We start from the raw sequence: 19,738 nt of genomic DNA on the forward strand, positions 1-19,738 counted from the left end.
CCAATCGACCAATCGAATCGTAAGTCTGGTAATTTTTTCACCCGATAATACAAGATTCATGAAAAACCTTACCATTCTTCTGGCATTCCTCCTTTCGGTTCAGCTCCTGGCCCACAACGATGACGATCCCGTGATTGGCTTTCAGTCCAGCGAAATCAGCTCGGAAAAAGCGAAAAAACTGGGTTACCCCCTACCCTATGGCAGCCGCGTTGACCGACTCTACCCGGGGACGCCGGCACAGGTGGCTGGGCTTCAGCCCCTGGACTATGTTTATGCTGTTAACGGACAAACCGTCAGTAAGCAAAAGGGCCTGAGTGACCTGCTTGAAGATTTTGCACCCGGCGACAAAGTCAAGATTGGATTTTACCGTAAAGGCGAAGCGCTAAGCCGGACCTTATTTTTGAGCCGCCGTGGGGACTTGGATATGCCGCACCCACCAAATTCAGAAGACCCCTTTCTCGGCATCAGCCAGGTTCATGATGAACTTCCACAGGACGTAGTCGGTGTGCCGGTCAGCGTAGTGCATAACTCTACCGCTCAGGCCATGGGGCTGGAACGCGGCGATATCATTACGGCCATTGATGGCAACCCGGTAGCGGATTGGCACGACCTTAGCCCGATGATCGACATGCGGAAGGTAGGAGACCCCATACAGGTGTCTGTTTACCGCAACGGGGATATATTTACCCGCAGCCGCCCCATTAAATCTCAGGCCGCCACCCATGGCAACCACAGCCGGCCTAACGGACCTGAAATCATTCAGCCTCAGGAAGTTGACCTGCCGCCTGTTGCCCGGGTTGAGCTTCAGCCGGTTACGCGGCAGGAGGCGACCGTTCTTCCGATCTCCGTGGCGGATAACCCTTCCAACATAAGCCAGGCTATTGCCCCAGAAGCAGAGATTCAGGAGCCGGTAGTTCGTAATTTGGCCATTGAAGCCCTGAATATATTCCCAAATCCCAATACCGGCATCTTTGATATACAGTTTGAGCTGCCGCAGCGGGGCGAAACAGCGGTGTACATTTACAACCCGGCAGGGCAAGCGGTTTATTTCAATACACTCGGTCAATTTACGGGCACTTTCAGCGACCGTATTGATATCGCTAATGGCGTCAGGGGTATCTACTTCCTGGAGATCCGGCAAGGCCCGCGCTCGCTTACCCGCAAAGTGGTTTTGCAATAAGGCTACAAATAGCACAGGCTCGCCCCGAAACCGGAGCGAGCCTGCTTATCATTCAGACGCTGACTGTTAAAGCTTAGCTTTTCTTGTCTTCGTCTACTTCTTCAAATTCTACATCAGTTACATCATCCGCACCACCGGCATCAGCACCGGCATCGCCTTGTGCCTGATCAGCAGTAGGACCTTCGGCGCCGCCTGCCTGCTGCGTGGCGTTGTAGATGTCCTGGCTGGCTTCCTGCCATGCGGCATTCAGCGCTTCGGTTGCTGCGTCGAGGCGGTCCAAATCTTCAGCTTTGTGTGCTTCGCGAACGTCGGCAACTGCTTTCTCGATTTTCTCTTTCTTATCGGCTGGCAGTTTGTCACCGTATTCCTTCAGCTGCTTTTCGGTTTGGAAAGCCAGGTTGTCGGCAGCGTTCATCTTTTCGATGCGCTCCTTCGCCTTTTTGTCCTCGTCAGCATTGGCTTCTGCTTCTGCTTTCATCCGGGCAATCTCTTCCTGAGAAAGACCGGTGGAAGCCTCGATGCGGATGGACTGTTCTTTGCCAGTGCCCTTGTCCTTGGAAGCCACGGTCAGAATACCATTGGCGTCCATATCAAAGGTCACCTCAATCTGTGGTACGCCACGTGGTGCCGGCGGAATACCGTCCAGGATAAAGCGGCCTACCGTACGGTTGTCCTTTGCCATTGGGCGCTCGCCCTGTAGTACATGGATTTCCACGCTTGGCTGATTGTCTGCGGCGGTGGAGTAGATTTTCGACTTCTTGGTTGGGATTGTCGAGTTGGATTCGATTACCACATCGTACACACCCCCCATGGTTTCGATACCCAGTGAAAGCGGTGTTACGTCAAGCAGGAGTACATCCTGTACATCACCGCTGAGTACACCACCCTGAATGGAAGCACCGATGGCGACTACCTCATCCGGGTTTACCCCTTTGTTAGGCTTCTTGCCGAAGAATTCCTCGACTGCCTGCTGAATGCGCGGGATACGGGTGGATCCGCCGACCAGGATAACCTCGTCGATTTCACTCTTGTTGAGACCTGCATCGTCCAAAGCTTTCTTACAAGGCTCAAGGGTACGCTGTACAAGCTCATCTGCCAGTTGCTCGAACTTGGAGCGGGTCAGCTTCAGCACCAGGTGCTTAGGCACACCGTCCACAGCCGTAATATAAGGCAGGTTAATTTCTGTTTCGGAAGAAGAAGAAAGCTCAATCTTTGCTTTCTCTGCTGCATCTTTCAAGCGCTGCAGGGCCATAGGGTCTTTGCGCAAGTCGATATTTTCCTGCTCCTTGAAAGAAGCTGCCAGGTGATCAATAATCACGCGGTCGAAGTCATCACCACCAAGGTGGGTATCACCATTGGTAGACTTCACTTCGAAAACGCCTTCGCCCAGTTCCAGGATGGAAATATCGAAAGTACCACCACCGAGGTCATATACAGCGATCGTGGCATCCTGATCGCGCTTGTCCAGGCCATAAGCCAGTGCAGCCGCAGTAGGCTCGTTAATGATACGGCTAACCTTAAGACCGGCGATTTCACCTGCTTCTTTGGTTGCCTGACGCTGAGAGTCATTGAAGTAGGCAGGAACCGTTACAACTGCTTCTGTCACTTCACTGCCCAGAAAGTCTTCAGCTACTTTCTTCATTTTCTGAAGCACCATCGCCGAAATCTCCTGTGCGGTATACATCCGTCCGTCAATATCTACACGAATGGTATCGTTATCTCCTTTGACAACCTTGTAGGAGGAGCGGTCCACTTCACCTGCCACCTCGCTATACCGTTGCCCCATGAAACGCTTGATGGAAGAGATGGTGCGCTGTGGGTTGGTAATCGCCTGGCGCTTAGCCGGGTCACCAATTTTACGCTCACCATTATCCATAAATGCGACCACCGAGGGTGTCGTGCGCCGACCTTCGTCATTCGGAATGACAACGGGCTCGTTACCCTCCATCACAGCCACACAAGAGTTGGTCGTACCTAAGTCGATCCCAATAATTTTACCCATATTATGTGCTTTTGAATTTTGTTCTTTTAGTTTTCAGTCATCATTACATCAAGCGACATGCCAAGCCGGGCTGCCTGACACTTTCGCTGAAATCACGGGCTTTTTACTGACAAGTATTCCCGCAATGCCCCGCCGAGAACTGACAGAATGACAAAACGGCAGGAAATGGCAGTGACGATTCTCATCCACCGGGGACGGAGACCGGCTTATCTTTGCGCAACTTTTAAAATCCGACCTGTATGCTGATCTTCAAGGAATTCACTTTCGATGCCGCCCACTTTCTGCCCAAGGTGCCACAGGAGCACAAATGCCGCAACCTGCACGGCCATACTTACCGGCTAAAGCTCTTTCTGGAAGGAGAAGCTGACCCGGAAATGGGCTGGGTGGTGGACTTTGGAGTGGTAAAAAAAGCCTGGAAGAAGGTAGAACCCCTGCTCGACCATCAGTATTTAAATGATGTGCCGGGGCTGGAAAACCCTACTGTGGAAAATATTGCGCCCTGGATTTGGCGAAAGCTCAAACCCGAGCTGCCCCAACTGGCCAAAATCGAACTTTGGGAAACGCCTACGGCAGGGGTGGTTTACGAAGGAGAATCCTCAAAAGGTTAGTACGTAGCCAATGGCCAATAATAAGGTATAGCCTCCCCACCAACCTACCGGTGTATAAGCTGCCGGAGCAATACCGAAGCGATAGTACAGGTAAAGGCAAAGCAGCAATTTATCGGCAGTGTAGGCTATGACGGTTGCCCAGGCCACACCCAAAAGGCCGAAAGGCATCACCAGCCAAAAGCCCAGTACTACATTCAGCAACAGCTCCACCAGCGAAAAGTAGAAGACTGCCTGGTTGGCATCCAGCCCAATGAGCACGGTGCGTGGGAAAAGCATCCGGCTGATCAGGATCAGCAGAAAGGCATTGAATACCGGAACACTGTCTTCAAATGCAGCACTGAATACCCAGGTAAACCAGTATGGGCTGCTTAGCATCAATGCCAGGGTGAGTGGAAAGAGCAAGTGGTAAAGCCTTAGCGACTTCCGGCGCATCATGGGCAGCGCTTCCTGCAAATTAGCGGAGACGGCAGGCAGCATAGCCGTCCCGAAGGCAGCAGCCAGCGCCATGGCGAGCGGCAACTCCCTTGCCCCATACCGAAAAATGGCGAAGATGTCCGGGTCGCCATCAAAATGGTAATTGACCAGCCAGGGGTCAAAAGCCAAACTCATTGTGCCCACCGCTGCGTAAAGGACCAATGGCCAGGCGGACCGCAGCCATCTCCGCACCGCTTCCCTCTGCCAACCCCACTGCCCCAGTTTGCTCAGCCGGATCAACAACCAGAGGAAACGCAAACCGCCCAGCCCTGCCAGCGCCCAGATGGCCGGGCCCAGCCCCCACCCCATCCATGCCGGATAAACCACCGCCGCGATTTGTGCAGCGTAGGTCAGTGCGGCAAACCAAAGTAGCTCACCGGGGCGGTCCCAGAGCAGGTAAAAATTTTCCAGCAGGAAGGTCGCCAGGTTGAGCCAGAGAAACAATAGAAAAGGGAACAGAAAAGGCAGCTCTGCCTGACCAGTCAGCAGCGGCACCAGCCAGTGCCGCCCCCACCAGAAGCCAATCGTCAGGGCAGCGCCGATACTCCCGAAAATCAGGGCTACATTGGTTAGGAAAACGGCCCGTTGCCCTTCTTCCACTTTGCTGAAGCGGGACAGCAGGGCCTGCATGAGCCCCGTTACCCAAAAAGAGGTTAGCACATAGCCCAGATACAATAACTGCTCGTACCAGCCAATGCTTTCCTTGGGCAGTGCTGTTTTGGCCAGTAGAATAGAGATCAGGATGGCGCTGCCCTGCCGGGACAAGGCATTGCCCTGCATGGCCCTTACGTTATCAATTTGGAACAGCGCCTTCAACATCCGGGCTTAGAGGTCCCGGACCTCATCTTTAAATACCACCCCGAACTGTTCCAGCTCATCCAACACGGGCTCATACACTTCAGGGATAACCGGGATATTCACGCCTTTGGACTCAATACGGCCTTCCATGACCAGCTTAACGAATATGCCCAGGGGCAATCCCACCAGTTTAGCCATGGCGGTATCGTTAGAATTGGTGCCCTTCATTACCAAAGTGGAGATCAGTTCTTTCTTTTTTCCCTCCAGCTCGTATTCAAACTCGTGCTGCATGATAATCATGTCTTTATCTCTGGGCTCGAGCTTCCACTTTTCCATGAGCAGGTTTTCCAGAATCAGCGCCGGCGTCGCGTTGGCCAGCCCTACTTTTTTCTTGCGGAAAAGCCCCAGCCAGTCCAGCTTCTGCATGACCTCATGATCGGGGTCCAGCTTCAGCAGGTCAGCAATACGGTCGCGCACGGATCCTGACTTATTCTGAGGGCTGAGATAGCCTTCCATCAGCTCGTGGTAGCTCACCTGCTCGCTTTCTAAAATGGGATAGGAACCATCGGTCAGCCCGATTTTCACTAAGGCATTCCACGCATCGCAGAAGCCCCGGTAGCGAATAGTGCCGCGCAAGATGTTGGGGATGTCTGAAAGCCCGTAAACCTCCCGGTAAAGCAGGGAGTCGCGGTTGGCATAAACTTCAAATTCCCCCATTCCGGGAATATCAACCACCCGGTATTCCTTGAAAAGTCGGTTGTAGGGAATGTATTTGTACTTGCCGTTTTCCAGGTACTGTGCGGTCCCCTGCCCGGCCAGGACGACGTTGCGCGGATTCCAGGTAAACTTGTAGTGCCAGGGGTTATTATCGCTTTCGGGCGCAATCAGGCCACCGGTGTAAGACCGAAAAGCTGTGATTTTCCCGCCCTTTTCCTTAATCTCATTAATTTGCCGCATGGCCGACATATGATCGATGCCAGGGTCCAGCCCCATTTCCCCCATGAAGATGAGCTCCCGGTCGCGGGCTTCGTCGCCCAGGCGGTAGAGTTCCTGGGAAACGTAGGAAGCGGTGATGAGGTGCTTTTTGAGCTTGATGCAATCGTGAGCCACCTCAAGGTGCAGATGGGCAGGCAGGAGAGAGACCACTAAATCAGCACGCCCGATCAGGTCACGGCGGTCATTCACTTTCGTAACATCAAGCCAGGCGGGACGGCCGTTGGGGTGCCCTTTTACCCGCGCCTCAGCCAGCTGCGGGTCTGCATCTGCAACGGTCACAAACCAGTTTTTTTCCTGTGCCTGCCCAAGTACATAATTGATACAGGCACTGGAAGAGCGTCCGGCTCCGATGATCAATATATTTGTCATGGTTGGTTTTTTCTGTTTATTGAGGTAATTTGCCGATTCGCGCAAGATAAAACTTTGCATGAAACTGTAAAGCGGGTCCTGCCGCTAAATTCCAAATTGTATAAAACGCTATGCGACATCGAAAGCTGGAAACCAATATCCGTATTTACGATAGTGCTGATGAGTTGTCTGAAGCGGACCAGACACTGCTGCGTGCGGCAAGTCAGGCTATGGATTTGGCTTATGCTCCTTATTCTAACTTTAAAGTTGGTGCTGCTGTACGACTAACCAACGGAACCATCGTACAGGGTGCCAATCAGGAAAATGCGGCTTATCCCATGTGCCTGTGCGCAGAGCGGGTGGCACTGGGCAATGCCTCCCTCAATCATCCGAATGAAAAATTAAAAACCCTGGCCATTCGGGTACGAAATGAGAAGAAAGCCATCCCCGAACCAGCCGCGCCCTGTGGCTCCTGCCGGCAGGCGATATCTGAAATGGAAGACCGGCAACAGCAGCCCATCCGCATTCTTATGCAGGGGGACGATGCTATGGTTTACGAAGTGGAAAGCGGGCAGGCACTTTTGCCCCTGGGTTTCAATCGTCATTTTTTGTAGCAGAGCCAGGATAGTCCAGCTGGCCTAAATGCAATTGATGGCGCCCCCGTTTGCGATCGGCGAAATAGCGCCGCAAACTGAATACCGAAGAGGTAAATGCGATTTCGTCCCATGGGATTTCTGCTTCGGTAAACAAGCGCACCTCCAGGCTCTCCTCCCCCACTCCAAAGGCATCCGGCCCCTGCAGCTCACCCAGAAAATGCATGTACACCTGATTAATGTGAGGAATACTGTATATGGTGTGCACACCAGTAATCTTCACCTGAGCCATGGCTTCTTCCCGTACTTCCCGCAGCGCACCCTCCTCCACCGTTTCGCCATTTTCCATATAGCCGCTGGGGACATTCCAGTAGCCGAGGCGGGGCTCGATTGAACGCTTAGCCAGCAGCACTTTGTCTTCCCAGATGGGCAGGCAGCCTGCTACAATTTTTGGATTGGAGTAGTGGATACGCCCGCAGCTGCCGCAAATATAGCGTGGCCGGTTGTCTCCCTCGGGGACTTTAAATGACAGGGCATCAGAACCGCAGTGGCTACAGTAATTCATGCTTCCGCTTCTTTTTCCAATGCCCGTTCATACCGTACCCGCTGCAGTATCGAGTCTCCAAAGATGCTCAGCCCGCTGTTGAAAACCACGAGGGCCAAGGTGCCATAGGCTACCCAATGCCAGACGGGAGCGCCATCGTATTTGTCCATGGCCGCTTCGGCAATCAGGCAGGCACCAAAACCAATGAGCACCAACCCGATCGGTGCGCGGAGCAGCCAGCGGCGATAGTAGCGTTGTTTATTCATGTTGATTGCTTTCTTTCCAGAGGATTTCGGCGGCTTCCAGGTCCTGCGGGGTGTCTATGCCCACTGTTTCGGTCTGCGTGGTGCCAATGTGAATACGGTATCCGGCTTCCAGCCAACGCAGTTGTTCCAGCGACTCCATTTGTTCGTAATGTCCCGGAGGCAGCTGAGCTACCTCAAGTAAGACAGACCGTTGAAACCCGTAAATGCCCAAATGTTTGAAAAAAACACCCTGCGCCATCCATTGTTCAGGAGGCACGCCCCTCAAAAAGGGAATGGGCGACCGGCTGAAATAAAGGGCCTGGCCGGTAGCAGACTTAACCGCCTTTACAACGTTAGGATTGTGCAAGGCCTCCACATCTCTGAGCCGGACGACAAGGGTGCTGATATCTGCAGGATTATTGCCCATGAGCGGTGCCAAAACAAGGTCAATCTGTGCAGGGTCAATAAACGGCTCATCTCCCTGTATATTGACAATAAGGCTGTCCTCGGGATATTGCAGCGCCACTTCCGCACAACGGTCAGTCCCGCTGCGGTGGCTGGCATCCGTCAGTACAGCTTTCCCTCCAAACCGGGCCGCAGCTTTCAGGATGCGCTCATCGTCAGTGGCAATACAGACTTCGTCGATTTGACGGGCCTTTTGCGCCCGTTCGTAGACATGCTGGATCACAGGTTTGCCTCCCAGTAAAGCCAGAGGTTTACCGGGAAAACGCGTACTTGCGTATCGGGCTGGAATCACCGCTATTGATTTCATATATTTGTTTATATTGCTCCTATGGTTCAGCAAAATATGAACCCCAAACAGGAAAACTAAACTATGAGGAAAACGACTAGTGCGACTAGACTGAAAGGCGCGAACCTTGCCCCACTCTTATTTAAAGCCACTGTACTCTGCGCTTTCCTAAGCCTGCCGCTGATGGCCAAAGCTACCGGGGACAGCCTGAATTACCTTACCCCCAAAGATACCATATTTCTATCGGTGGGGCAGTTTAATGAAAAATACTTCAGCCACCACCTGGAGCCAAAACAGACTTTGTTTTCTCTGGCAAAATTTTACGGGCTTTCCCTTCAGGAGCTGTACTTCCATAACCCAGGGCTAAGCCCGCAGACCATGCGGGTGGGCATGCCGGTCCGCATTCCTATTCCCAAACAGGCCATTGAGCAATATCAGGAAAAGGACATTATCCCTGGCCGGTTCGCACCGGTGTACTATGTGGTGCGCAAGGGCGATACGCTCTATAAAATATCCAAATCCTATTTTGAAATCCCAATGGAAGAAATCATGATGCGCAATGGTCTGCTGGACCATACCCTGAAAAGTAACCAAATCCTTCATGTGGGCTGGCTGAGCCTCAACGGCATTCCGGACAGCCTTCGTGCCTACGCGGGGGGCGAGCTGGGCAAACGCAACGCTGCCTACCGTAAGCTTTTTCAATATGACATGGCGGGCGAACGAGAGCGAGAGCATCAGGGGGTGGCCTTCTGGCCAAAAGACATGAAGGATGAAACAGACCTCATGGCGATGCACCGAAGGGCAGAAATTGGATCGGTGGTGTCCATTTACAACCCGATGAGCCGTCGTACTGTTTATGCCAAAGTGGTGGGCCGGATACCCGACACTGTTTACAAGGATGATGTGATCGTGGTCGTCTCGCCCCTTGTGGCAAAATTATTAGGCGCCATTGACCCCCGATTCTTTGTGAAGGTCAAATACCACCGATGAATTTTTTACCTTTGCGGCAAACCAAGTAAAACCCATGGAATACTACGAAAATATCCTGCACACCATTGGAAATACGCCTCTGGTCAAGCTCCATAAAGTCGTTAAAGACATCCCGGCTACGGTACTGATGAAAGTGGAAACCTTCAATCCGGGCCACTCTATCAAAGACCGGATGGCGATGAAGATGCTGGAAGATGCAGAAGCCCGGGGGGACATCAAACCCGGAGGCACCATCATTGAATGTACTTCCGGCAATACGGGCATGGGCCTGGCCCTCGCGGCAGCAGTCAAAGGCTACAAATGTATTTTCACCACCACCGATAAGCAGTCGAAGGAAAAGATAGACCTCTTGCGCGCCGTAGGCGGCGAAGTCATCGTTTGCCCTACCAATGTGGAAGCGGATGACCCGCGTTCCTACTACAGCGTGGCCCGCCGCCTGAGCACGGAAATCCCTAACAGCTACTGGTGCAATCAGTATGACAACCTGTCCAATCGCACGGCCCACTACGAAAGTACCGGCCCTGAAATCTGGAAACAGACCGACGGTAAAATCACTCACATGGTGGTGGGCGTGGGCACCGGCGGCACCATTTCCGGCACCGGGCGCTACCTTAAAGATCAAAACCCGGATGTTAAAATCTGGGGCATTGACACTTATGGCTCCGTTTTCAAGAAGTACCACGAGACGGGCGAGTTTGACGAAAAGGAAATCTATCCTTATATCACGGAAGGCATAGGCGAGGATATCATACCACAAAATGTCGACTTCAAAGTAATCGACCGCTTCGAAAAGGTGACTGATAAGGATGGTGCCCTGATGGCCCGCCGCCTGGCCCGCGAAGAAGGCCTGCTGCTGGGGTATTCCGCAGGCTCTGCCGTTGCCGGTTTGCTGCAGCTTAAGGATGAACTTACGCCCGAGGATGTCGTGGTGGTGGTCATCCACGATCATGGAAGCCGCTACGTCGGTAAAATCTATAATGATGACTGGATGCGGGAGCGGGGCTTTTTGGAGCGGGAACTTTGCGTGCGCGACCTGCTGCACATGAAGCACGACAACCGCTTCATCACCCTTAGCGAGTCGGATACCGTTCAGGCTGCCTTCAAAATGATGAAGGACCACGATATTTCTCAGCTGCCGGTTATGCGGGAAGGTGAAATGGTCGGCTCGATCACGGAAACCGCCGTCTTGTCTTACCTGCTGGAAAACCCGATGAATCACGCGGAGCAAACCGTAGCGGCGATCATGGGGGCTCCATTCCCACTTGTGGAGGAAGACTTGCCGTTCTCCCAGCTGAGCAAATATGTAGACCGGACCATTCCGGCCGTTATTGCTAAGGACAAGGCGGGCACCCTGCACATTCTGACACAGTACGATATTATCAGAGCGGTATAAAAAAACGTTAGGCAGGCATTCGCTTTTGGAAGTGGGTACCTGCCAATCCGGCTTAGAAGAGCTCCACCTGATTAGGGATATGCCCGCTCACCCGGCGCTTCACTTGTTTAGGTGTAGCTTCCGTCTTCAGCATTCTGCGGACGACGCGCAAGCGGTGCGTGTATCGTTTTTCAGACCGGTCGTAGATACCATAGTGGTCAATCTTGTCAATTCGCACACTGCCGAAAGCGTGAATCACCTCCGCATCCGGCAAAATGATACCGCAGTGGGTAATGCGCCCGGTACGATTTTCAAAGAAAGCCACATCGCCGGGCATAGACTGCTCCACAAAATCTACAGCTGTACCGATGTAGACTTGTTGGGCAGCTTCCCGCGGCAAAGCGATATTGGCGATTTTGAAAACCATCTGTATGAAGCCTGCGGCATCTATACCCATAGGGGAACGCCCGCCGTGGAGGAAAGGCGCATGCAGGTAGCGCCGCGCAATCTTGAGGATGAATTCGGCAGAAGGTTTGATGTGTTCCGGAAAGACCGCCTGGCCGCTAAAGGTATAGACCGTATTGTCAAGTGTGAAGCGCATGCCATCGAAGTTGGGCAGGCGTGCGCCCATGACCACCGGGATCACTTCATTATCCGCCATCAGGGGCTGGAAAAGCTCCAGGCTGTAGGCAAAGTGTTCCCTAAAGACAGACAACTCGCTGGGCGTAATGGCTTTGAGCTGATTGGCAGCCACCCAGCCAACGTAATTGTCCCAAATACAGCGGATTTTTGCCCATTGCCGCCCTTTGGTCTCCAATACCTCCGCCAGCTCGCCAAACAGCAGTTGGGACACGATCTCGCTCTTGTCCGAAGAATTGCTCCGGATAGGCACGTTGCTCAATGGGCAAATAGCGTAAGAGGGCATGCATGCGGGTTTACGGAAATCAAGATATTTTCAAAAATAATAAATATCAGCCAATTCCGTTCCTATTTCTGACTTATCAGCGCGAAATACTCGTTTTAGTCCGGCGGCCTGTTTAACTTTGGCCGCACAATCACATGAACCGATTCTATGAAGAAGCTATTCCTGCTCCTTTTTTGTTTTGCCTTGCTGAGTAGCCTGCGCCTTACCGCGCAAGACCAGCACTTTACCCAATTCTTTGCGGCACCGCTCACCCTCAACCCGGCTCTGAGCGGCACCTTCAACGGGAAATACCGGGTGGCGCTCGTCTACCGGGACCAAAACCCGTATCAGACTTATGCCGGAGCGGTCGACCTCCGCTTCGGGCTTAACAGCATCGGCAAGCGTTACAAGGATGCCTTTGGTGTGGGGGTGGTTTTTTACAATGACCGGGTGCCTAAATTCGGTTTTTCCAATAATCAGATCAATGTCGCTGCAGCTTTCCACAAAAGCCTGAGCAAATCCAACGATCAGTTCCTGAGCGCAGGCTTCCAGGCAGGGCTGGCACAGCGCAATTTCGGCTACGAGCGCTTCAATTTTGAAGATCAGTTCGGTGGCGATGATGGGTATACCAATCCAAGTGCTGAAATCCTTCCTGCCAATAACTTTGCCTACGGTGATATTTCGGCAGGTATCAATTATACCTATGCGCCGAAGAAAGGGGTTTCCGTTTATGCAGGGGCGGCTATGCACCATATACTGGAGCCACAGATCAGCTTTTTCTATAATGAAGATGAACCAGAGCTGGGCAATTCTGACTTCCTCCACCGCAAATATACCGCCTACGTCAATGTGAATATCCCGGTAGGTCTGGGTATTCAGATACAGCCACGGGCGCTGCTGTATGCACAGGGCCCACACCTGGCAGCTAATGCGGGCAGCAATATCCGCTTCCTGATTGATGAAATCTCAGGCGTGGCGCTGCATACCGGCGGTTGGGTACGCCCGGTCCGGGATGAGCTGGACAACTTCATGCTTGATGCTGTTGTGGGCATGGTGGGTATTGAGTTCAGCAACTTCCTGCTGGGGCTGAGCTACGATGCCCGCATTGATGGGATTGGCTCTCTGCGCAAACAACGGGGCGCTTTTGAACTCTCCCTCGCTTATCTGGGTGAATATGAGGATGAGGTGGTGCTTTGCCCTAAGTTTTAACCGTAACAGAGGTTGATGCCGGTCACGAATTTGGAGTTCTTGCTCAACCGAAAGGGCAGGTGCTGTAAGATGAAGGCGGTATCCTCGTCTACCTGCTGGTCGTACTTAACTTCAATCACGATAGCTGAGTCAGTAAAGGGCAGGACAGGCTCCCGGTGTGGCTGATAGGGCCCGAACCGCAGCCCGGTATCCATCGTGAGCCGGAAGGGAAGCGCGGGTGCCCCCCAGTAAGAACGCTGGTAAGTATTGAACAAAACAGGTTGCAGGTCCAAACCCTTTCCCAAGGTTTCCCGGCACAGGCGAACCAGCTTTTTCCAGTCTGAAGCATTATACTTGCCTTCAGGTAATGGATAATGCTGCTTCCACCCTACCAGATTGTCTTTGATTTTTACCTCCAGTACTGGATTGTGGATCAGAGAAAAGTCGTCACCATACCAGCGCAGCCTGTACTTTAAGCGCTGAGGTGTACCGGTGACGTTATCCTGAAAAGCCGCAAAATCAGGCGTATCAAAGTATAAATTATTGATTTGGCGCGACGGGAACAACGGGCGGAAGCCTGCCGGGTGCTGCCGGATCACCATACTGACCACCTGTGGATGGGTGCTTTCTATGCGGTACTTGCGCTCGTACCGCATACCTACATTGTGATATTCTCAACCACTTCTAAACCATAACCGATTAGTCCAACCCGCTTTCGCGGCGTATTCGTTATCAGGCGCAGCTTGGTCACATTCATATCGTGGAGGATTTGCGCACCCACGCCGAAGTCCCGTTGGGTCATTTCGGCTCGTTTGTTGAGCTCTGGGTTTTCACCGTTGTATTGCCGTTTCTGATAATCCTCAAGGTGATGGAGGATGGCATCTGATTTCTCACTATGGCGCATGTAAAGCAGCAAGCCCTGATCTTCTTCAGCAATCATCTCAATGGCTTTTTGCAGCTGCACACCGTAACTATTGAAAAGACCGCCCAAAATTTCACCAGTTTCGGTAGAGGAATGCACCCGTACCAGGACGGGGTCGTTTACTTTCCAGTCGCCTCGTTTGATCGCCAGGTGGATATCATCTGTGGTGAGTTGGCGGAAGGCGATGACTTCGAAGGGCCCGTATTGGGTATCAATGGAAACGGAGAGTTCCCGCTTGATCAGGCGCTCATTGCGCATCCGGTAAGCTACCAAATCTTTGATAGCGATAACTTTCAGGTCGAAGCGCTCCGCAATTTTCATCAGTTCCGGCAGGCGGGCCATTGTACCGTCTTCGTTGAGGATTTCCACCAATACCCCGGCAGGTTCAAAGCCAGCCAAACGGGCCAGGTCGATGGCAGCTTCGGTATGCCCGGTACGGCGCAGGACGCCTCCGGTCTTGGCCCGCAGCGGGAAAATATGCCCGGGGCGGGCGTAATCGGTAGACTTGGTAGCCGGGTCCACTAATTTTCGAATGCCGGTAGCCCGGTCGTAAGCCGAAATGCCTGTAGTGCAACCATGCCCAATCAGATCGATCGATACGGTGAAGGCTGTTTCATGCAGGGCGGTATTGGAAGAGACCATCATATTTAAGTCCAGCTCATCCGCCCGTTTCTCATCAATGGGTGAACAGATCAGCCCCCGCCCATGAGTGGCCATAAAATTAATGATCTCTGGCGTTACACACTCGGCTGCACAGATAAAATCGCCTTCATTTTCGCGGTCTTCGTCATCTACCACAATGATTACCTTGCCCGCCTTGATGTCGCGGATGGCCTCATCAATGGTATTGAGTTGAAAACCCTGTTGCTTAGTTACGTTTAGTTGGTTGCCAGACATTTGAGCGTACTCCTTTAATAAATTTGAAAAAACCGGTAAGCAAAGCCAGGTTCATTGCCAAAAAATAATGGGCACCCCGCAGGGGCAGCCAATGCAAGCCTGCTTTCCGAAGCAGCTGATCCAGGACGGGCACCAGGATGATACCGCCCGTCAATACGGCAAACAACCACTGCCAGAATAAGTTGCCCAGTGCTGCGAGGGCAGCACTGCCCGCCAGGATCAAAAGTAGGAAAAACGGGCCAAGCCACCGAAGGGCTTTATGAGAAAAAAACGCAAACTGCAGCGGGCTTACCGGTGGCCACCACAAATGCGGGAAAGTCGTCAGGTTTTGAAAATTGCCGGCGGAAATACGGGCTTTCCGGCGGTATTCCTCTTGGATTTCATGGGAAACGGCTTCGTAACAGATGGCGTCCAGTTCATTAATGGCTAGCCCGCCCTGCTCAAACATACGCATAGTGATGTAAAAGTCATCCACCAGATAGGTTGGAGGCACTTTGCTGAAATAGCGGGCCCGGATCGCATAAAAGCCGCCAAAGGGGCCCATCATTCGCCCCCAGACCAGCCCTTCGTAGTGTTTCAGGCGGACCTCACCGGAGATGTAGGTGTTTTCCGCTTCGGAAATGCCCTGTTGCTGCATACCCGTATGCAATATGTGTGCATCGACCAGCCCGATTTGAGGATTTCGGAAGTGCTGTACGAGCTTAAACAGCACCTCGGGAGCAGGCATAACGCTTGCATCCGTTACCACAAAAATGGGGTCGATACCGTCCGATACGAATTGCTGCCGGGCGTACCCTGCCAGTTCATTGATAACTTCGGGTTTGCCCCGCCGTTGCTGGAACGGGAAAAAATGGATGTGCTTTTTCTCCGCAGCGATGGGCGCTATGATGTCATTTGTGCGATCATCTGAACAGTCCGAGCCAATAAAAATGGACAGCCGCTCCTCCGGATAACAAAGGTCAAGCAAGTGAGCCATTTTCTCTTCGATAACTGCTTCCTCATTGTAGGCCGACATGATTACGGCTACCTGCGGCCAGTTGGATTCGGCAGGATAGACATCCTGATTGGGCGATTTCCCGCGTGCCAGCCAGCGCATCAGCAAAGGATAAAGCAGGTACGTGTGCAACAATGCCAGTGCGCTCAGCCAAACTGTGATATGTACCAGGATAAGCCCCATGCATCAGAGGGCTTCAACGCTTAATTCACCGTAGGCTTGTGCCAACTGCCGGGCTACTTCCAGGCTGTCGTATTGCTCCAGGACAAACCGGCGGGCGGAACGCCCCATGGATTCGAGCTGTTTATTTTTTTGTAATTGGCAGGCTTTAGAGATTTGCCGGGCGAATTCCTCCGGGCTATTGGCAATCAGGGCGTGGATGCCGGGCTTAATGCCGATACCTTCCATCCCCATCTGTGTGCTTAGTACCGCTTTGCCCAAGGCCATGCCTTCCAAAATTTTGGCCCGCATCCCACTACCGGAGAGCAAGGGCACCACCATCAAACTGTGCTGATTGATGAAGGCCGACGCACTGGGCACCTCTCCTTCCACGACAATACCGGGGCGCTTCATTTTCAGCAGCCTCTTCGGCGTATTGCGGCCAGCGATGTGCAATGCCAGACCGGTATGCTCCGCCTGGACCAGGGGCCAAACTTCATCCAGGAACCACTGCAGCCCTTCCAGGTTAGGCATCCAGTCGAGGGAACCTATGAAAGACAGGGACAACGGCTTCTGAAAACTGGAATAGTCTGGCTGGTAGACCTGGCTATCCAAGCCAATGGGAGTGACAGTAGCCGAGCCTTCGTAGCCCAGTTCGCGGAAGCGCTCCAGGTCCCGGCGGGTGATGGCCGCCAGGTGGTCATAAGCCTTCAACTGGCTGATTTCGTACTGTCGGAGCCGTTCCGTCAAATGGCGAAGGTACCAGCGCTTGGGCCAGAGTGCTGTATGCTGGCTGATGCGCTCCCAAATTTCAAACTCCACATTGTGCGCCCGCATGCTGATTACGGCATCGGAGTGCTTACGAATAGCCGGGATGTAAGGCGACAAGTAGGGGGTTTCGAGCTGTATGACGTCGAACTCGGTTTGTTGCAGCAGTTGCACCAAACGTTCTTCAAAGCTAAAAGAACAAAAACGGGCGATGTGGTAGGAGTTTTTTCCCCAAAGGTGGCGTAGTGCCTGCAAGGGCTTCACTCGGTTGTCCACTCTCACATCCTGTATGCTGGCGTAGTGGTTGAAAGATTTAGGAAGATTTTCTTTAGGGAAATAGTGCTTACTGGTGTTCATAGCCAGCAAATGCACTTCATGCCCCAATGCTTTCATGGAGCGGCTAAGAGCCGTCACGGCAATGGATTCGCCATCTTTAAGCGGAAAAGGAAATTTTTTACAAAGCTGAAGAATTCTCATTCATCCTTTTTTTCCGGCGGCTTGACCTGGAATTGATTCGAAAATTATCTCACCACGTGGGGCCTGGCACCAGTAAAGGGCCAAAAAACCAGCAAAAATTCAGACTTGTTGCACTTGCGGTCAAAGGTCTGCAAAAATAACGGTTTTTTCCAAAATGCAGGGTGAATCTGATCTTGGGCTTTTGGGGGTTCACACAAAAGGCGAAAATAAGGCGGCAGGGGGAGAAAGAAGCACGCACAACCATAGTAGGCCACGGAGGAAGGAAGTATGCCAGGAAATCAATCGACCTCCTCTGTTTCTGCGGTCCAGGGCGGGCAAACCACGCACCAAAAATGGAGCGGTTCCTCGCCTGTGTTTTGAATGTACTGCTCGGCGCCGGGTGGAATAAAAATGACGCTGCCGGGGGTGGCTTCCATGGTTTGCCCGGCAACGAAGGCGGTGCCCTGTCCCTGCACTATGATGTAAGTCTCTGAACGCCCGTGCAGGACGTGGGGCCTGGAAGCTTCTCCGGGCTGCAAAGCGGCGTGTGCCAAGCTGAAGCCAAAATCCATTCCGTCATTTTTGGGGTGCAGGACTTCCCGGATTTCGGTGTCATCTCCGGCGGTGAAGGAGGCAATGGACTGCAACTGCTTATGAATGGGATGCATAGTAAGTAGGGAATAAAACCGGGCGGTTAATGCCACCGCCCGGTGAAAGTTAGTTTTATTCGTCGCTGATCATTTCGTAAGTGTTGTTCTCCCGGTCAATATCGGCCATGCCGAAATCGGGGTCGATCACCACCTTTTCGATGTCTTTGGCTTTCACACCCAGGTCCAGCTCATACTGAGGATGCGTCCAGGGCCAGTCTTCGGCCAGCTCCATGCCATTCAGCGGCTTGTGGCCACGCATGATGCGCAGCGGCACCAGTATCCGTTTGCTTGTGCCATCGGTGAGGACCACTTCCACCTCCAGCGGCATAGGCATGATGCCCACGCGATTTAGCACGGCTACGGCGGTGCGCCCATCGACTTTTACGTTCTCAATGCCGTAGTCTATGGTATGCGTGGTGTTAATCCAGTATTCGCGGTACCAGTCCAGCTCTATCATGGATTCTTTTTCCATGATACGGATGAAGTCATTAGAGTTGGGGTGCTTGAACTTCCAGGTTTCAAAGTAGCGGAGCATACCCTGATCGAAGGCTTCTTCCCCGATGATGTACTTGAGTTGCTCCAGGAAAACAGCGCCTTTGACATAGGAAGCCACGCCGTAAGCGGAATTCGTATTGAAGTGGTCGGAATGTGTGATTAGAGGTTCCTCCAGACCACTTTGGGAGAAATTAGCGTAACCCATGTAAGAGCCCAGATGGGGATTATCGGAAGCTTCGCCGGGAATCAAGCCCTTTTCGCGCAGGTGGTTCATCACATTGCTGCTGGCCCAGCTGGTAAAGCCTTCGTCCATCCAGGCGTACAGGGCTTCGTTGGTGCCCAGCAGCATTTGGTACCAGCTGTGCATCAGCTCGTGTACCGATACGCCTACCAGACTGGGCAGGCTGCGCTCACCGGTGATAAGCGTTGCCATGGGGTATTCCATTCCACCATCGCCTCCCTGAATGAAGGAGTATTGTTCGTAAGGGTACTGCCCGTAGTTTTCGTTGATGAATGCAAAAGCTTCGTCCATGATGGCGGGCAGGGCTTCCCAGTTCTCTTTGGTGCGCTCGTTCTCCTGGTAAAAGAAGTGCATCACCATGCCACCTTCCCGCTCGTAGGTGGTATGGGTGTAGTCCGGATCGGCACCCCAGACAAAGTCGTGGACATCAGGAGCGACAAAATTCCAGGAAAGTTTTTTGCCTTTCTTCACCTTTACGTCTTTATCGGTATACCCATGGCCAATTTCTTTTGGATTCTGCAGATAGCCCGTAGCACCGATGATGTATTCGCTGTCGATGTGAATGGTCACGTCAAAATCGCCCCAAATGCCGTAGAACTCCCTGCCCACGTAAGGATTGGCGTGCCAGCCCTGATAGTCGTATTCTGCCATCTTTGGGTACCACTGAGCCATGGAGTAGGAAATCCCCTCGGCATTATCGCGTCCGGAACGGCGGATTTGCACCGGTACCTGGGACTCGAACTCCATTTCAAAAACGGCTTTCGAATTGGGCAGAATGGGCTGAGGTAATTGTACCTCCAGGATGGTGCCCACGACTTCAAAGCTGGCCTTTTTCCCATCCACGGTAAGGCTATTGATTTCATGATAGCCAATTTCATCCGGTTCCAACTCACCAATTCGGCCGCCTACCCTTGGGTCGGAGTCTTTAAGGTTTTGGGAGCGGACGTCCATCATGCTGTTCGGTTGGAACGCATTGAAGTAAAGGTGGTAAAAGGCCCGGTGCAGGGTGTCCGGGGAATTATTGGTGTAAACCAGCGTTTGCTTACCATCGAACTGATGTTTCTTTACATCAAAGTCGATATCCATTGTATATTTTGCAGCCTGCTGCCATCGGTCGGGTTGTGCCTGCAAAGCGGCCATTGTGATGCAACAGAAAAAAAGAG

At 52.6% G+C, this 19,738-nt stretch carries 18 protein-coding genes and 1 pseudogene; 6 read left to right on the plus strand and 13 right to left on the minus strand.

All coding sequences use genetic code 11. From position 1 onward, the window contains the following. Positions 1 to 58 precede the first annotated feature (58 nt). A complete protein-coding gene (locus MRY86_RS20260) occupies positions 59 to 1,180 on the plus strand; it encodes a PDZ domain-containing protein (RefSeq protein ID WP_293565477.1) in 1,122 nt (373 codons plus the stop codon). Positions 1,181 to 1,253: 73 nt separating this feature from the next. On the opposite strand, the pseudogene dnaK reads toward MRY86_RS20260, so the two are convergent. Continuing rightward, positions 1,254 to 3,194 (minus strand): annotated as a pseudogene (gene dnaK, locus MRY86_RS20265) (molecular chaperone DnaK); the annotation flags it as partial. Positions 3,195 to 3,421: 227 nt separating this feature from the next. Here dnaK and queD point away from each other — a divergent pair. Further along, positions 3,422 to 3,790, plus strand: a complete 369-nt coding sequence (queD, locus tag MRY86_RS20270) for a 6-carboxytetrahydropterin synthase QueD (protein ID WP_293565476.1) — start codon at positions 3,422 to 3,424, stop codon at positions 3,788 to 3,790. Here queD and MRY86_RS20275 read toward each other — a convergent pair. Then, complete coding sequence (locus MRY86_RS20275; RefSeq protein ID WP_293571853.1) at positions 3,779 to 5,083, minus strand: polysaccharide biosynthesis C-terminal domain-containing protein; 1,305 nt, start codon at positions 5,081 to 5,083, stop codon at positions 3,779 to 3,781. The genes queD and MRY86_RS20275 overlap by 12 nt on opposite strands. A gap of 6 nt (positions 5,084 to 5,089) precedes the next feature. Then, the gene (locus tag MRY86_RS20280; RefSeq protein ID WP_293569738.1) at positions 5,090 to 6,427 is read right to left on the minus strand and encodes a saccharopine dehydrogenase C-terminal domain-containing protein; all 1,338 of its coding nucleotides are present in this window, start codon (positions 6,425 to 6,427) and stop codon (positions 5,090 to 5,092) included. Positions 6,428 to 6,537: 110 nt separating this feature from the next. On the opposite strand from MRY86_RS20280, the gene MRY86_RS20285 reads away from it, so the two are divergent. After that, a complete protein-coding gene (locus MRY86_RS20285) occupies positions 6,538 to 7,020 on the plus strand; it encodes a cytidine deaminase (RefSeq protein ID WP_293569736.1) in 483 nt (160 codons plus the stop codon). Here MRY86_RS20285 and MRY86_RS20290 read toward each other — a convergent pair. Genes MRY86_RS20290 through kdsB form a run of 3 tightly spaced genes read right to left on the minus strand, consistent with a single transcriptional unit; the run spans position 7,001 to position 8,560 of the window. Then, on the minus strand, positions 7,001 to 7,564 hold the full coding sequence (locus MRY86_RS20290; RefSeq protein ID WP_293569734.1) for an NUDIX hydrolase: 564 nt from the start codon (positions 7,562 to 7,564) through the stop codon (positions 7,001 to 7,003). The two genes, MRY86_RS20285 and MRY86_RS20290, sit on opposite strands and share 20 nt — an antisense overlap. Continuing rightward, the gene (locus MRY86_RS20295; protein WP_293569732.1) at positions 7,561 to 7,809 is read right to left on the minus strand and encodes a hypothetical protein; all 249 of its coding nucleotides are present in this window, start codon (positions 7,807 to 7,809) and stop codon (positions 7,561 to 7,563) included. The genes MRY86_RS20290 and MRY86_RS20295 overlap by 4 nt, the downstream gene beginning before the upstream one ends. After that, positions 7,802 to 8,560: a 3-deoxy-manno-octulosonate cytidylyltransferase gene (kdsB, locus tag MRY86_RS20300; RefSeq protein ID WP_293569730.1), complete on the minus strand. Its 759-nt coding sequence runs from the start codon at positions 8,558 to 8,560 to the stop codon at positions 7,802 to 7,804. Before kdsB ends, MRY86_RS20295 begins: the two co-directional genes overlap by 8 nt. A 63-nt stretch (positions 8,561 to 8,623) precedes the next feature. Here kdsB and MRY86_RS20305 point away from each other — a divergent pair, with 63 nt between their 5' ends. Then, positions 8,624 to 9,529 (plus strand): LysM peptidoglycan-binding domain-containing protein, encoded by a 906-nt coding sequence (locus MRY86_RS20305; protein WP_293569729.1) that lies wholly within the window; start codon positions 8,624 to 8,626, stop codon positions 9,527 to 9,529. A gap of 34 nt (positions 9,530 to 9,563) precedes the next feature. Then, a complete protein-coding gene (locus tag MRY86_RS20310; RefSeq protein WP_293569727.1) occupies positions 9,564 to 10,922 on the plus strand; it encodes a pyridoxal-phosphate dependent enzyme in 1,359 nt (452 codons plus the stop codon). 52 nt (positions 10,923 to 10,974) lie between these two features. Here MRY86_RS20310 and MRY86_RS20315 read toward each other — a convergent pair whose 3' ends face one another. After that, entirely contained in the window at positions 10,975 to 11,826 is an 852-nt protein-coding gene (locus MRY86_RS20315) for an NlpC/P60 family protein (RefSeq protein WP_293569725.1), read from the minus strand. 147 nt (positions 11,827 to 11,973) lie between these two features. Between MRY86_RS20315 and MRY86_RS20320 the strand changes: the two genes are divergently transcribed. Further along, on the plus strand, positions 11,974 to 13,014 hold the full coding sequence (locus tag MRY86_RS20320) for a PorP/SprF family type IX secretion system membrane protein (RefSeq protein WP_293569723.1): 1,041 nt from the start codon (positions 11,974 to 11,976) through the stop codon (positions 13,012 to 13,014). Here the strand turns inward: MRY86_RS20320 and MRY86_RS20325 are convergent. The 6 genes from MRY86_RS20325 to MRY86_RS20350 all read right to left on the minus strand — a co-directional run bounded on the left by MRY86_RS20325 (position 13,011) and on the right by MRY86_RS20350 (position 19,661). After that, positions 13,011 to 13,649 (minus strand): polyphosphate polymerase domain-containing protein, encoded by a 639-nt coding sequence (locus MRY86_RS20325; protein ID WP_293569721.1) that lies wholly within the window; start codon positions 13,647 to 13,649, stop codon positions 13,011 to 13,013. The two genes, MRY86_RS20320 and MRY86_RS20325, sit on opposite strands and share 4 nt — an antisense overlap. A gap of 2 nt (positions 13,650 to 13,651) precedes the next feature. Continuing rightward, positions 13,652 to 14,812, minus strand: coding sequence for a 3,4-dihydroxy-2-butanone-4-phosphate synthase (gene ribB, locus MRY86_RS20330; protein ID WP_293569719.1), 1,161 nt, complete (start codon positions 14,810 to 14,812; stop codon positions 13,652 to 13,654). Then, entirely contained in the window at positions 14,784 to 15,989 is a 1,206-nt protein-coding gene (locus MRY86_RS20335; protein ID WP_293569717.1) for a glycosyltransferase, read from the minus strand. The genes ribB and MRY86_RS20335 overlap by 29 nt, the downstream gene beginning before the upstream one ends. 3 nt (positions 15,990 to 15,992) lie before the next feature. Further along, positions 15,993 to 17,210, minus strand: a complete 1,218-nt coding sequence (locus MRY86_RS20340) for a glycosyltransferase family 4 protein (protein ID WP_293569715.1) — start codon at positions 17,208 to 17,210, stop codon at positions 15,993 to 15,995. Positions 17,211 to 17,488: 278 nt separating this feature from the next. Beyond that, positions 17,489 to 17,857, minus strand: a complete 369-nt coding sequence (locus MRY86_RS20345) for a cupin domain-containing protein (RefSeq protein ID WP_293569713.1) — start codon at positions 17,855 to 17,857, stop codon at positions 17,489 to 17,491. Positions 17,858 to 17,912: 55 nt separating this feature from the next. Next, positions 17,913 to 19,661, minus strand: a complete 1,749-nt coding sequence (locus MRY86_RS20350) for a M1 family metallopeptidase (RefSeq protein ID WP_293571854.1) — start codon at positions 19,659 to 19,661, stop codon at positions 17,913 to 17,915. Between the last annotated feature and the right edge of the window lie 77 nt (positions 19,662 to 19,738).

Origin of the sequence: Phaeodactylibacter sp. (assembly GCF_022763345.1) — a bacterium.
Classification (GTDB): domain Bacteria; phylum Bacteroidota; class Bacteroidia; order Chitinophagales; family Saprospiraceae; genus Phaeodactylibacter.

Coding starts and splice junctions, on each gene's coding strand:
- MRY86_RS20260 (WP_293565477.1), top strand. CDS start 59: ATGAAAAACCTTACCATTCTTCTGGCATTCCTCCTTTCGGTTCAGCTC.
- queD (WP_293565476.1), top strand. CDS start 3,422: ATGCTGATCTTCAAGGAATTCACTTTCGATGCCGCCCACTTTCTGCCC.
- MRY86_RS20275 (WP_293571853.1), bottom strand. CDS start 5,083: ATGTTGAAGGCGCTGTTCCAAATTGATAACGTAAGGGCCATGCAGGGC.
- MRY86_RS20280 (WP_293569738.1), bottom strand. CDS start 6,427: ATGACAAATATATTGATCATCGGAGCCGGACGCTCTTCCAGTGCCTGT.
- MRY86_RS20285 (WP_293569736.1), top strand. CDS start 6,538: ATGCGACATCGAAAGCTGGAAACCAATATCCGTATTTACGATAGTGCT.
- MRY86_RS20290 (WP_293569734.1), bottom strand. CDS start 7,564: ATGAATTACTGTAGCCACTGCGGTTCTGATGCCCTGTCATTTAAAGTC.
- MRY86_RS20295 (WP_293569732.1), bottom strand. CDS start 7,809: ATGAATAAACAACGCTACTATCGCCGCTGGCTGCTCCGCGCACCGATC.
- kdsB (WP_293569730.1), bottom strand. CDS start 8,560: ATGAAATCAATAGCGGTGATTCCAGCCCGATACGCAAGTACGCGTTTT.
- MRY86_RS20305 (WP_293569729.1), top strand. CDS start 8,624: ATGAGGAAAACGACTAGTGCGACTAGACTGAAAGGCGCGAACCTTGCC.
- MRY86_RS20310 (WP_293569727.1), top strand. CDS start 9,564: ATGGAATACTACGAAAATATCCTGCACACCATTGGAAATACGCCTCTG.
- MRY86_RS20315 (WP_293569725.1), bottom strand. CDS start 11,826: ATGCCCTCTTACGCTATTTGCCCATTGAGCAACGTGCCTATCCGGAGC.
- MRY86_RS20320 (WP_293569723.1), top strand. CDS start 11,974: ATGAAGAAGCTATTCCTGCTCCTTTTTTGTTTTGCCTTGCTGAGTAGC.
- MRY86_RS20325 (WP_293569721.1), bottom strand. CDS start 13,649: ATGCGGTACGAGCGCAAGTACCGCATAGAAAGCACCCATCCACAGGTG.
- ribB (WP_293569719.1), bottom strand. CDS start 14,812: ATGTCTGGCAACCAACTAAACGTAACTAAGCAACAGGGTTTTCAACTC.
- MRY86_RS20335 (WP_293569717.1), bottom strand. CDS start 15,989: ATGGGGCTTATCCTGGTACATATCACAGTTTGGCTGAGCGCACTGGCA.
- MRY86_RS20340 (WP_293569715.1), bottom strand. CDS start 17,210: ATGAGAATTCTTCAGCTTTGTAAAAAATTTCCTTTTCCGCTTAAAGAT.
- MRY86_RS20345 (WP_293569713.1), bottom strand. CDS start 17,857: ATGCATCCCATTCATAAGCAGTTGCAGTCCATTGCCTCCTTCACCGCC.
- MRY86_RS20350 (WP_293571854.1), bottom strand. CDS start 19,661: ATGGATATCGACTTTGATGTAAAGAAACATCAGTTCGATGGTAAGCAA.